Here is a 13,463-nt window from a genome sequence, read left to right on the forward strand (position 1 = left end):
GCTCAGGGCTGATACCTGCTGCTCCCCAGAGGCCAAAGTAGTTTGATACGTCGTATCCCGGCACTGTCTCGCTAATGGAGGGTACATCGGGCAAGAGCGGCGACCTCGTTGTGCGTCACACCCTACGCTCGGATCCTCACACTTCGGATGTGTCGGATAGCGGTGCTTCTCCAAGCACCATCATCTCGGTTCTGCCTGCCATCACCTCAGTGATCACCAAGGGTTAAGGAGCCAGACGCTCCCGTAGAAGCATGTGAGTATGCTGCAGCGCAGTTCGCCAGGCACTGTGATCTGCGTTGCTGCGTCTTCACCGGCGATGGTGCCGCTGACCGGGTCGAGTGGCAGTTGGCTTGGAGACATACAGGACTCCGTCATGTGCAATGGCCGGTGAATGCGGCCGAGGTTCGGCAAAAAGGAGTCCTCTTGACGCTGGTCGAATTTGACGCAGCCGGGGTGCGCATTCTCTCGAGCTTTGTCCGCGTAGTGTACTCAGGTTGAGGCTTCCTGCGGCAAGAAGCTAGCCGGCTTTCCCCTGCTCTATAGGGCGTTTCCCGTCGTTCGCTCCGAAGATGTCTGGCTCTTTGGAGAACATGACGAGATTGGCCGGCCACAAATGGGAAGGCGTTCGAAGTAATGAAGACGGAGTCACGCCCCAATGGCGTTTGAAAGCGGTGGAGAAGTGGCTCATATTACCGAAGCCACAAGACATCGCTACGTCAGTGACACTATGCTTGCCTCCTAATAGCATATTTTTTGCTACTTCGAGGCGAGTATCCAAAATGTAGCGATGAGGTGGCTTGCCTGTGTGTCGCCTCATAAGTCGAAGGAATGCGAAGAGATCGCCTTCGTAGCCCGCCGCTCGAGCAATATCGGCCAATGCTAGAGATTCATGCAAGTTCGTATGGATATAGTCGATGGCAATGCCGATGATCCGCTGTTCTCGCTGAACTCTGATATCCACAGGCCTCTGCAGCGATTTCGCGTTTAGTCGATGCAGCAAGGCTAATGCCAAAGATTCGGAATAGATAAGGCCATTTGGTGTCCCGGATTGATTGTCCTTGTATATGTCTTCTATCAAACATTGAGAAACCTTATCGTGCATGCCATAAAGTGGCCTGTCGAAAAGATCCAGGCTGTCATTAAGGCAGCTCTTCAACCAATAAAAATCAACAAACAAATTGATCGCCTCAACGTTTCCTTCTGTCCTTATCTTGTCTCCATAGTGAAATGGCAAAGAGCAAATCGTCCCGGAAGTGATCCCGAGTTCCTTCCAACGGCCTGATATAGAGGGGGCTTCGGAGGAGCGCGCTGCCTTCTTGATGAACGAGACGATTACCGTGGACGTTTGGAACTCACCTTCGTAGCTTGGCGCTACTAAGTGATTGATATGTAATCCATCCCACCGAGAGGGTTGGGCTAGTTGCAACCACCCCTCCGGGAACTCTGTTTGCACCTCCATGCATATCTCCCTCAATGCCCGGTGGATCTTCGTTCTGCCGGGTCAGCATCTTCTGGGTGTGCAGCCTCCTCCCTCATCGATAAAACGTCAAGGGGAAAACAACAATTGTGCAGAGGGGTTCTCATCCAGGTGCCGCGGATCCAGTTGTCGGTGCGACTCTCCTTCCGGCTGTCTCCCATTTTCGAGATGCAGCCGGAAGTATCAGCGGCTTCGGTCAAGCCTAGCGAAGCGTTTCGACATCAACTGCTTGCGCCATATGTGCGTACCCTACGTCGTTCGGATGCAGCGTGCCATCAAACGTCCACGCGGTCAGGGCCTTTTGTGGATCTGAAGGATCTTGCATGACCTTGTCGAAATCGATGAACCCGTCAATTGTCTTGTTTGCACGAATGAACGCATTAACGTCCTGACGAACCTGCTCGCCGTTATAGGGAACTGTTGCGCCGAAGGGAACCTCGCCAGGCTGCCCAGAGGTGTAATAGTAGGTGCCTTTGAATGGCGTAATCGTGCCGAGGAACACCTTGATACCCTTAGCCTTGGCCTTGTCCACTGCGGCTTGGATGTTGTCAGTAATCTGTTTGGCAGTGACCAACTGACTCGGATCCTTGAAGGTATTCGAGTAGTAGTACCCAAGTCCAATGTCGTTGACGCCTAGCGATAGGATGACGTGGGTGACGCCTGGGACAGACAGCACATCACGGTCCAGCCTGCAAAGTCCGCACTGGCCTAGGCCATCTTTCACCCAGCGATTACCACCTAAGCCAGCATTGACAACTGCAACTTCGAAACGAGAGTTTGCAATCCTTGCTAGCTGATCAGGCCATGAGTTATATGCATCTGTAGTGCTGCCACCTCCTTCGGTAATGGAATCACCCATTGCCACAATGACGTTGACCTTGCTGTCTCGGACCACCGAAACTTGCGACATGTAGTAGATTGAGCTGAGCTTCGTAGCGCTTGGCATCGCGGCAGACGAAGTAAGGTCGCCTGTTCCGAGGTAGGTCGTTGTCGTTGAAAACCTTCTGGCGGTTCGTACGGTTGCACTCTTCATGTAGATGCTTACGGAAATGTCCGTAAAGGCTGCTGTTGGATACGCGATCACGTCGCTGTAAACCTCAGACCCGGGAGCAATTGTCACTGATTGACTGCCGGAGAATGTCAGCGCCTTATCTGTCGAAGCATCTATGTTGCCATTCCCAAGATTGCGCGCAATGTGGACCTTATCTAAAGTCAGCGGTTCTACACCGAACAAGTTCGAAAACTTGATCTTCAGTGCGCTGCCGCCTGTGGATAGATGCGCAACTTGTCGAATGGTTTGTTCCTTGAACTGGGGAAAGCTTGGTGTTAAGCCCGCGAAACCAGTTTCCTCAAGAAGATCGCTTTGAGGCGCGACAAAGGCAGCAACCTCAAATGTTGAAGTCTGTGTCGGCGGCGACGCAGAGGATGGTGGAGTGTCGTTGTCGCCTCCACCACAGCCCGAGAGGACAGCCGCAATGGCTAGTGAAAAGGCGATACAGAACTTACGCATGGTCGTCTCCTCTATAGTTGTACTCACTTTGTACTGGATACGGAGACCCACTGATTTTACGTCTGGTGGCGTTGTAAGCTTCGTGTAAGCAGGTCAGGTGGAAATGGAAAACTGCGCGGGAAAACCCTGATGCAGATGGAGGATTGGCGCTCACGCAGAGGCGAGTTGGGGTGCTGCAACCGCAGCATAAGGCCCTGCCGCAATGGCGCTGGAAGAGGGGACTTACTCCGCTTCCCGCTCTTCATAGTCGCGCAGGGCGTGGGGTTGCAATACGACTGTTTTACCGTAGCAGACGTGGACAAGCCCCTGGGTCTGTAACTGTTTGAGAGCGGAGCCGATGGTTTGACGAGAAACGCCTATCAGTTCACCTAATTCTGACTGAGAGAGGGTCAAAGCGGGATTGAGGCTTGGACTAAGAATCGGGTTATAGAAGGCCCCAATCGTCCTGGCCACCCGGGCGACAGGATCATCCATGCGGTCAATCTCCATCATCTCAATAAAGCGCGCCAGACGCTCATTCAGCCGCGCCATTACAACGTGCGTAAACTCGATGGAGGTATCTAGGAGCCAGCGAAATGTGGAAGCAGGAAGATTTACTGTTCGTGTTTGACAGACCGAAACGACGTCATAGCGCCGCAACTCTTTTTTAAAAAGAGTCCCTTCCCCAATCCAGTCACCTGGCGGTATGCCAGCAAACATTATGAGCTTTCCGGAAGGTCGAACGTCGCTCAGCTTGAGGAGGCCCTCCATGACGCCAATCCAGGATAGTGCTGCTTCCCCTTTTCTTGCGACGATCTCTCCCGGAAGGAAGGTTGCTTCGTAGGCGTCTTCGAAAATGCGGGATCGGGCGCTCAACGGAATAGCCTCCACCCATGGCGTGCATGCTAGGAAGTCGCGGGCGCTAGTTTTTTGACGATTCCTCATTGTGATGTTCTGGTCAAGCTTGTTCGCTGTTGCATGATGAGGCTTTCGGGACGAACCGGAGGTTGTGCGCTGCGCAGCCGTCGATATCAGAAGCCACAGGATCTGGCGAATCCGGGGCCTCTGTTTGTCAGGCGTAGATTCAGTTCAGGGGCTTCGCAGTTCCCGCCGACGGGTAGGCCAACCAGGTCCCCAGCAAGTCCTCGGCACCAACGCTGGGCAATGAGTAGTCACATACTCCCTGCGGGAAGATGCTGCGCAGGCGCGCCAGTTGATCGCCCCTCATCCCAGCGTAGTCTTCATCCCGAATCGGCTTGAGATGGCACTTCAGAACGTCTCCGGTCAGAGGAGCGCCTGCGGCGATGCGAGGATCTCCGTAGAACGGCATCACTGCGCCGCAACGTCCGGAGTTGTTGACGTCGGCGGTTTCCGTGATCAACGCTCCCGAAGGGTCCTGACACGTGTCATTGAGTTCCGGCGGCTTGTTTGCGGTCACTTTGGCCAGTGGGCTGGAGTATTCCTTCGTGTCGCTCTTGATATTGGACACCCATTGGTCGAGCATCAGGAACGAGTCCATGCTAGTGCTGCTTCCAGATCCGGGCGGCAACGGCATGCCATTGCGTCTCAAGATGACGTGGTTGCCCGCGCTGCCGTTCGCGCGAACCAAGCGCGCACGCATCGCCATGGATCTCACGCTGTCATGCACATCTGGTCTGAGACCGGGGTCTGTTCGGCTGTCGACAATCGGGATACTGCCGAGGTTCTGACCACTGGTAATCCTTCCGTACTGGAAAAGATTCTTGAGTGCCATCTGGCTAGCCGCAGTTCGAGCGCGGGTCGGCAGTCCGTCATTGTCGTAGCCCCCCGCTTTCTCATTCAGCACGAGGAACTGGTCCGCCGAGATCGTCCCCGCCTTATATGCGTTCAGCCCGTACTGCACACCAATGTTGTCGTAGGCACGCGCGGGCTGTCCGGTCGCAGGATCAATCCCAACCTGGTTGCGGATAGCTTGATACAAGTCGCAGCGAAGTCCCCCGGGGTTGGTGACGGGATCGTAGATCCACTCCACCGGCAGAGCCAGGCTGCAATTGTTTACGTCGAGGAAGCCGTCCTGCCACGGGAAAAGAGGGATGGAGCTGCGCGTAGCTTGCAACCACATTGGTGCGAAATTGTTCGTCCATGCCCCCGCTGGGCTGTCACAGGTATTCCACGTATTGAAGCCGGCAACGGCGGTTTTCTGAGCATCGCTCCAAGCCACTCCGGATTCGTTGACTGCCCGCGCCAGTACCGCACAGTCTATCGCCGGATGAACCATGGAGTGGTTGTCCGGAAAACTCGCAGCTGGTGCAATGCCATCTAAAAGTCCAGGGTAGTTGTTGGCGATAAGATGGACCTGCATGGACCCGCCCGAGCCGCCAGTGCCAATCGTATATTTCACCGGGCCGAACTTCTTGATGAATAATTCCTTCACCATGGATGTGGTTTCCGCTGACACCACGTCGTTCGCCATGACTCCGAAAATATTCAAGGTGGAGGTCACGACCGCAAATCCCTTGGAGAGCTTGTCTTTCTCTGTGAGGATGTCCGTCGGGGACGAAGATATCAAGTCTCCCTGGTGGTAACCGGATGCGGCGCTGCCCCCGTACACATAGACCATTTTGCCGTTCCACCCCTTGTACTGCGCGGTCGGCGTGGGCTCTGCCTCAGTCGTCGGGTCAAAAAGTATGGCGTATTGATAGATGGCGCGGTTCACAGTGCCTGTTTCCACCCGAACGATATAGTTCACAGTCCTTCCGTCGGATGTCGTGGTCTTTGACATGTCCGCTGGCAATGTGCCCAAAGAGGGGAGTGGCTTGTAGGCTTGCCCACCTTCTGGCATGTAGATGTACGATACCTTGGTGGGCGCGTTGCAGAACTCGTCTTGTGCCTGGCCCATCGTCGTGCCATCGGGAAGCTTGAACTTCTCGGTTTCGCAGAGCCAAGGAGTCTGCTGCGGTCCGGAGATGATCGGTCCGTTACGGGAATAGTTAAGAATCCTCAGCTGACCTTTGGGACGGTCGTCGATAGACACGCTCACTTTGTTTTCACCCAGCTGCAAGTCGCTGACAAGGCCAACCAGCGACGAACCGGACGGCTTGAAATTCTTGGTGACGTCGGTGCTTCCGCGCAGAACCTTCACCCGCTCCAGAGTTACCCCGGAAGGAAGCGCAATGGAAACTAGGGCCGATCCACCGCTCACCATGTCGGGGCGGCTCGATAGTACGCTGAGCTGAGCGTCCGTTGGCTCTTTAGCAACGCTGTCGTCGTCTCCGCCGCAGCCATGGAGCAACAGGGTTGTCATTAGCGCGCTCAGGACGATAGGTTTAGTAATAGGCATCTCGTTTCGCTGTAGATGATGGTTGGACGGCACCGCCGAGTCGAAGATCGCCAATGGACAGACAGTGCACTGTTGTGCAGGGCAACACACCATCGGTGCCTTCATCACGGCTTGATCCACACCTTCACGTACCGCCAGAACCATAGAGTCTCGTGGTGGTTCTGACGGTCCATGGAGGGACATTTCGGGCTGGGGATTTACCCTAGGGACGCTGTTATGTTGAACCAAGTCCGAGCTTCAACCCGTCGGGAAATACTAGTTAGCATTCGGAATGCTGGCTTCTGATTTTCGGCAACTGTAAGTTCCATGTAAGCTTCGCGCGTAGCCATGGAAAAAACGAGGGATATTCCCTACCGGCAACACCGCTGTGAGCGGCTGGCTGAGGCGAATAATTGGGGCTACACCAGGCTGCCGTTTGGCTGTCGGGGATGGCGTGAAGAAGATGGAATTGCAGGAGCGCCATGCGCATGCCCAACGGTGTCGAGGACTATTTGTGAGCGGGCTCGTTCAGACATGCCAAAAGAAGCACCTTGCAGCGCAACAGCCCCGAGGTCACATGCCACAGTCTCTTCTGCCTGCTTTCCTGCACAACTAGCACAAGAGTAGAAGCACGGCAGAAGGCGTCATTCCCAGTGGCACTTAAATGCCTTCGAAAAGTGGCTCAATTGTTGAAGCCGGAGGACATCGCGACCGCCGTCACGCTGCACTGGCCTTTTACAAGCATGTCCTTCGCTGCATCGAGACGCGTGTGAGCGGTGATGGCAGTGTGCCGCTTGAATAGGTGAAGGAACGCGTACAAGTTTCCATCGGAACCGGATATACGCGCTATGCGTGCTCGGATGTGCTAAGGCTTCCCAGTGAAGACAATTGGCGAGTGGCGGTAGGCATTGTCTACATATACGCGCTGCTCGCTAGCAAGGGTTAACCCCACGCGAGACTGTCAGTTTGGTACCAATCTTGGCTCGCGAATCAACTTACAGTTGAACGCGTATCGGGCGATTGGGCTGTTTCGCAAGAGCCTATGAGCTAGACGAACGCGTGGGGCGGCATGGTGAGTAAGTCTACATAGTTGTGCATTAATCGCATTTGTGTTGTCTACGGCGCTTCGCAATTTATCCCAGTGGCAAATTCATTGATGGTGTGAAACATAAATAATAAATAGTTTCATAGGAGGGAGACATGAAGAGCTTGAGAGTCAGATTGATGGTATTCACGCTGACGTCGGTATCGCTCGCTGGATGTGGCGGGAGTTCCGATGATTCCCCGGTCCAGGTCCCAACGGCGATGGTTGTATCAAGCCGACCAGACATGGTTAGTGGTGGGTCCGCAGTTATTTCCGTGAGCAAGCCGACAGGTGCCGCAGGCGACCTCAAGGTGATGCTGGGCAGTACAGATGTAACTTCGGCATTTAAGCCAACGTCAGACGGAAGGCTAGTGGGACTTGTTAGTGGGTTCGCGGTGGGCGAGAACAGGATGCTCATTTCCTTCGGCCGAGGTCAGACAACTCTTGTTCTCCGAAATCATGACCGGAACGGTCCAATCATCTCTGGACCTCATCAGATGCCATGGATTTGTGAAACACAGAAATTCAATCTCAGGAACGGTACTACGCTAGGCCCGGCACAAGACGTGTTTTGCAATGCGCCAACAAACATCAGTTATATCTACAAGTCGACGGTGACCCGCACTTTCAAGGCGCTTCCATCGACAGCGAGCTATCCTGATGATCTTGCTACGACGACCACAACAGAAGGTAAAACGGTCAACTTCATTGTACGTGTAGAAACGGGTACGCTAAACCGCGCGATCTATCAGTTCTCAGTTCTCCATGATCCCCAAAAGGACGCCATGCCAAGTCCCGAGGCTCAGTACCAAGGTTGGAACCGTAAGCTCGTGTTCGTGTTTGGCGGTAGTGCCTCGGCCGGCTACAGACAAGGGTACGATATAGGGAACGCATCGGACACAGTGGCAGGGCCACTAACTTCCGAAGAGAAGAAGCTCGCAGCTGGTTTCGCTGTGCTTGGTTCCACCCTTACCAAGTTTGGTAATAACGCTAACGACGTGCTCTCGGCAGAGACAGCCTCAATGGTAAAAGAGGCGTTTATAAAGAGGTTTGGCGCTCCTATCTACACCATGGGCTGGGGAGCGTCAGGCGGGTCTATGCAACAGCATCTGATCGCTAACAATTATCCTGGAATTCTGGATGGCATTACGCCCGCCGCTTCATTTTCCGATCTTCATTCGATTGTTCCAAATGTGGCGGATTGCACGTTGCTAGATCGTGCATTTACTTCGAGCAATTTGGTATGGACTGATCAGCAGAAGCAGGAAGTGTCTGGGTATAATACTTGGGACACATGTAAACAATGGATGGGCACATATACTCCGGATTGGCTTGTTGCAAGGAAGAATGAAAAGCCATTGGGGAATTATTTAGGTGCGGTGCTGGATTATAATCAATGTCCTTTGGAGATTTCTTCGGCTGACGGATATGATCCCATAGCAAATCCGAGTGGGGTTCGTTGTGATCTGTATTCAGGTATCAAGAATCTTGTCGGCGTGGATTCCGGGACAGGATATGCCGCGAGGGGGTACGATAATGTCGGTGTGCAGTACGGTCTGAAGGTTTTTAAAGCGGGTCATATTTCCGCTGAACAGTTCGTGACTTTGAATGAAATGGTTGGCGGATTTACCAGCGATGGAGAATTGCAAGGGGCACGTTCCTCCGCTAGTCCGATTGCGCTTAACAATCTTTATGAATTTGGCCGTATAAATAGTGCTGAAAACCTTGGAGATATTCCAATTATCGACCAACGTAGCGACCCTGGTACTAGCGCGAATGTCCATGACAGCATCCGCTCTCTCAGTACACGTGCACGATTGATGCGGGAGCGCGGCAACGCGAAAAATCATGTGATTCTGCGGTTCAGCTCTGCCGCTCCGCCGCCTGGGTCGTCCGCAACCCCGCTGGACGGTGAAGGCTACGTCTTGCAGAAGATGGATCAATGGCTCATGGCGATGAAGAATGACACGCGTGTCTACGCCACTGCGGCCCAAAGAGTTGTTGCCAATAAGCCCGGAGGACTAACTGACGCCTGCTTTACGTCGGAAGGTACCCAAATTGCTGAGACCGCGGACCCGAACAATGGAGGGCAGTGTGGGCAGATCATGCCTTTCTATCTGAATCCACGCATGGTGGCAGGTGGGCCGTTGACAGACGACGTACTCAAATGTCAGCTAGTGCCGGTCAACGCTTCGGACTACCCGGGCCTTTCTGCAAGCCAGCTTGCGAGACTCAAAGCGGTGTTCCCTACTGGAGTCTGTGACTACGGGCGTGCGAGCGTTGGTAGCAAGCCGTTGAAAGGAACTTGGCTTACATATCCAAGCGCAGGAGTAGCGGAACAGCTTCAGTAAAGTCCGATTGCTCGTCCTGGAAGCCTGGCCGCAGCCAACGTTAGGCGGCCAGGCGCGCTTGGAGACTCGGAAGGCCGTCATTCCTAAGCTGCGATCACTGTGGCCACGGCGGGGCGATGCAGTGCGCTCGTGGACTGGAACGTCGAAGTTGAGGCGCTCACCGCCCAAGTTGCGGTTGATGCACATCAGGCGCTTTTGATAAAGCAGATCACCTTGGGCGTCTCTCCCGTCCAGGCCGGCTGCAATTTGCCTTGCGATATAGCTGAATTGCGCCTCTAATGGGGGCGTGGCAGGTGAATGTGGTCAGAGGGCGATATGCGCTGCGCAAGTTGCGGTCATGAAAATTCCGCGCACGCAAAGTTCTGCGAGGAATGCGGGAACAGAATTTCGCAGGCCTGCCCTCAATGCGGCGCTGAGTCGAGTTCCGCCGCAAAGTTCTGCAGCGCATGTGGCCTTCCATTGCCCGAACCTGTTGCACGTCCCGTTGCACCGGTCTCGCACGTCGCTATTGCTGCGCCTGTCCTGTACACGCCACCCCATTTGGCCGAGCGCATTCTTGCCGAATGGGCAGCCATGGAAGCCAGGGGAGCCTCAGCTGGCGAACGCAAGACAATTACCGCGCTGTTTGCGGATATGGCTGGCTCGACAGCATTAATCCAGGATCTCGACCCAGAGGAGGCGCGCGGACTGATTGACCCCGTGGTGTGCCTGATGATGGACGCCGTGCACCACTATGAGGGTTATGTCGCGAAGCTGCTTGGCGATGGCATCCTGGCGCTGTTCGGCGCCCCCATTGCGCATGAAGATCACCCCATGCGAGCCATTTATGGTGCGCTGCACATGCAAGAAGCGATGCGTCGCCATGGCGACCGGGTCCGCATGGAACAGGGTGTACCGCTCCAGATTCGGGTCGGAGTCCATACTGGTGAAGTGGTGGTGCGGTCCATACGCCGGGACAATCTGCACACCGACTATGACCCGGTGGGGAACACCATTCATATCGCGTCGCGCATGGAAAGCGTCGCCATGCCATCTTCGATCCTAGTCAGTGAATCGACGTACAAGCTAACCAAGGGATATTTCGAGTTCAAGGATCTCGGAACCACCAACGTTAAAGGACTCCGGGAGCCGCTTGCGGTGTACGAGGTGCTCGGGCTCGGTCCATTGCGAACACGCCTGCAAGTGGCAGCGCATCGCGGCCTGGCCAAGTTTGTCGGCCGCCAGGCCGAACTGACGCGACTGCAGGACGCCTATATCCTAACTAAGGTAGGGCGAGGGCAGATTGTCGGCGTGCTTGGCGAGGCGGGCGTTGGTAAATCGCGCCTGTTCCACGAGTTCAAATTGTGTTCGCAGCAAGGCTGCATGGTGCTCGAAACCTTCTCGGTCTCGCATGGCAAGGCGTTTCCTTACCTACCTCTTGTCAATCTCCTGAGGAACTACTTTCAGATAACGATGCAGGATGATGCGCGCCAGAGCCGCGAAAAGGTCGCTGGCAGGCTGATGATACTGGATCGCACCCTGGCGGAGCATTTGCCCTACCTGCTTTACCTGCTTGGCTTCAGCGAACCTGGATCGGGACTGTCCACTATGGACTCGGCGATCCGGCGCCAACGTACCTTCGAAGCCATCGCACGCCTGCTGGTGCGGGAAAGCCAGAACCAGCCACTTATGGTCTTGTTCGAAGACTTGCAATGGCTGGACAGCGAGACCGAAGCGTTCCTCAGCATCCTCATTGAATATGTGCCGGAAGCCAGAATCCTGCTGCTGATTAATTATCGCCCGGAGTACGTGCATGATTGGAGCGGCAAGCGGTATTACACCCAACTTCATCTGGAGCCGTTAGGGCAGCCCGAAGCGCAGGGCCTGCTAACGGGACTGCTGGGCAACCATACCTCCCTCGCTCCTCTGACATCGCTGATTTTGTCTAAGACGGAAGGCAACCCATTTTTTATGGAGGAGGTGGTCCAGACGCTAGTTGAGGAAAATGTCCTGCTCGGCCAGTCCGGCGGCTACCGGATTGAGAAGGCTCCGTTGGACCTACATATTCCGACGACCGTACAGGGGGTGCTTGCTGCCCGTATCGATCGGCTTCCGGTTGCGCAGAAGGAATTGCTCCAGACGCTTGCGGTCATTGGTAAGGAGTTTCCGCTTAGCCTGATCCGGCGTGTCATGGCTCTGCCGGAGGAGGAATTGCGCGCTCTGCTGGGCAATCTGCAGCAAGGGGATTTCATTTTCGAGTGTCCAGCTTTACCCGAGGTGGAGTATTCGTTTAAGCATGCCTTGACCCAGGAGGTTGCAGGCAATTCCTTGCTGACGGGACAGCGCAGCATGCTGCATGAGCGGACGGCCCAGGCCATCGAAGCGCTGTATCCGGGCCGCCAGAAAGACTATTGCAGCGAGTTGGCTCACCATTACAGCAAGAGCGGCAATGTACCGAAGGCGATTGAGTACCTCCACCTGGCGGCTCAACAGGCCTTGGAGCGTTCGGCGCACCTCGAAGCCATCCGCCATCTCAGTACAGCCCTCGAGATTCTCAAATCCACTCCTGATTCGCAGGAGCGGGCACGCGAAGAACTCATCTTGCTGCTAACACTGGGCCCAGCCTGGATGGCGGCGCGCGGGCAGGCATCAGCTGAAGTGGAGTCGACCTACAAGCGCGCGCTTGTCCTATGCGAGCAGGGCGGTGAAACTCCGGAACTGTTCTCAGCGCAGCTGGGCTTGTGGTCCTTTTATCAAATTCATGGGCAGTACGGAACGGCACTCAACCTCGCCGAGCGCTTGCTCAAACTCGCGCAGCGCTCGAAAAGATCGGAGCATTTGGCAGAGGCGCATCGCACCGCCGCGGCAAGCATGTTGCGCCTTGGTCGGTTCGGCGAAGCGCGCACGCATATGGAGCAAGTGCTCTCCCTTCATCGTCCCGATGCGTACGTGCGTGATTTCCTGCTCGGCTACGGTCGCCTCCCAGCGATCCATGCGTTGAGCGCGCTAGGTTGGATTCTTTGGTTTCTGGGCTTTCCGGACCAATCCCGCCAGCGCAACGAGGAGGCTCTGGCACTGGCCAAGAAATGCTCGGAACCCTTCAGCCTTGCACTGAGCCTGCTTTTCGCGGCCGAATTGCACCAGTTCCGGCGTGAGACCCAACAGGTGCGGGAGTATGCTGATGCAGCCATCGCCCTCTCTAGCGAGCAAGGATTTCCACTATATCTAGCGTGGGGAGCTATCTTACGCGGCTGGGCCCTGGCAGTAGAAGGCAATCCGGTTGAGGGAATTGCCCGGATACAGGAAGGCATCGTGGACAGTAAAGCCACTGGCGCTGCACTGGGACAGTCCCGGCTCTTAGGTTTGCTGGCGGAGGTCTACGGGCTATCCGGGAACCCGGAAGCTGGGCTTGCCACTCTGACTGAGGCACAAGCACTGGCAGAGTCCAAGCAAGAGCGGTACGCTCAATCGATGTTGCATCATCTCAAGGGTGAACTGCTTTTGCAGTCAACTTCTCATGGAGCGCTCGCCAAGGATCAAGAGGCGGAAGATTGTTTGCGTAAAGCAGTGGCGATTGCTCATGAGCAGGGGGCCAGCTCGCTAGAGTTGCGCGCCTCGCTGAGCTTGGCCCGCCTATGGCAGCGAGAGGGTAAGACGGACGATGCGCGCCGCATGCTGGCTGGGATTCACGGCGTGTTCACCGAGGGATTCGATACTGCGGACTGGCAGGAGGTAAAGGCGCTGCTGGAAAGCCTGACGTAAGGGAGGATTTCTAGTCCAGGGCG

General features: G+C 55.3%; 7 protein-coding genes. 3 read left to right on the forward strand and 4 right to left on the reverse strand.

Features of this window, described 5'->3' with window-relative positions:
• Nucleotides 1–517: 517 nt before the first annotated feature.
• The 4 genes from C7416_RS02775 to C7416_RS02790 form a co-directional block, all read right to left on the reverse strand.
• Nucleotides 518–1,459, reverse strand: coding sequence for a helix-turn-helix domain-containing protein (locus C7416_RS02775; RefSeq protein WP_111517005.1), 942 nt, complete (start codon nt 1,457–1,459; stop codon nt 518–520).
• A gap of 220 nt (nt 1,460–1,679) precedes the next feature.
• Entirely contained in the window at nt 1,680–2,987 is a 1,308-nt protein-coding gene (locus tag C7416_RS02780) for a GDSL-type esterase/lipase family protein (protein WP_111517006.1), read from the reverse strand.
• 222 nt (nt 2,988–3,209) lie between these two features.
• Nucleotides 3,210–3,842 (reverse strand): Crp/Fnr family transcriptional regulator, encoded by a 633-nt coding sequence (locus tag C7416_RS02785; RefSeq protein ID WP_181461132.1) that lies wholly within the window; start codon nt 3,840–3,842, stop codon nt 3,210–3,212.
• A 208-nt stretch (nt 3,843–4,050) separates the two neighbouring features.
• Nucleotides 4,051–6,249: a DUF6351 family protein gene (locus tag C7416_RS02790; protein WP_111517008.1), complete on the reverse strand. Its 2,199-nt coding sequence runs from the start codon at nt 6,247–6,249 to the stop codon at nt 4,051–4,053.
• Between the two features lie 1,320 nt (nt 6,250–7,569).
• Between C7416_RS02790 and C7416_RS28815 the strand changes: the two genes are divergently transcribed.
• The 3 genes from C7416_RS28815 to C7416_RS02795 all read left to right on the forward strand — a co-directional run bounded on the left by C7416_RS28815 (nt 7,570) and on the right by C7416_RS02795 (nt 13,440).
• Complete coding sequence (locus C7416_RS28815; RefSeq protein ID WP_258400923.1) at nt 7,570–9,699, forward strand: DUF6351 family protein; 2,130 nt, start codon at nt 7,570–7,572, stop codon at nt 9,697–9,699.
• 129 nt (nt 9,700–9,828) lie between these two features.
• Nucleotides 9,829–9,978, forward strand: coding sequence for a hypothetical protein (locus C7416_RS29060; protein WP_181461134.1), 150 nt, complete (start codon nt 9,829–9,831; stop codon nt 9,976–9,978).
• Between the two features lie 36 nt (nt 9,979–10,014).
• Nucleotides 10,015–13,440, forward strand: a complete 3,426-nt coding sequence (locus tag C7416_RS02795) for an adenylate/guanylate cyclase domain-containing protein (RefSeq protein ID WP_111517479.1) — start codon at nt 10,015–10,017, stop codon at nt 13,438–13,440.
• Nucleotides 13,441–13,463 lie beyond the last annotated feature (23 nt).

Source organism: Cupriavidus phytorum (genome assembly GCF_003254285.1).
In the GTDB taxonomy this organism is placed as follows: domain Bacteria; phylum Pseudomonadota; class Gammaproteobacteria; order Burkholderiales; family Burkholderiaceae; genus Cupriavidus; species Cupriavidus phytorum.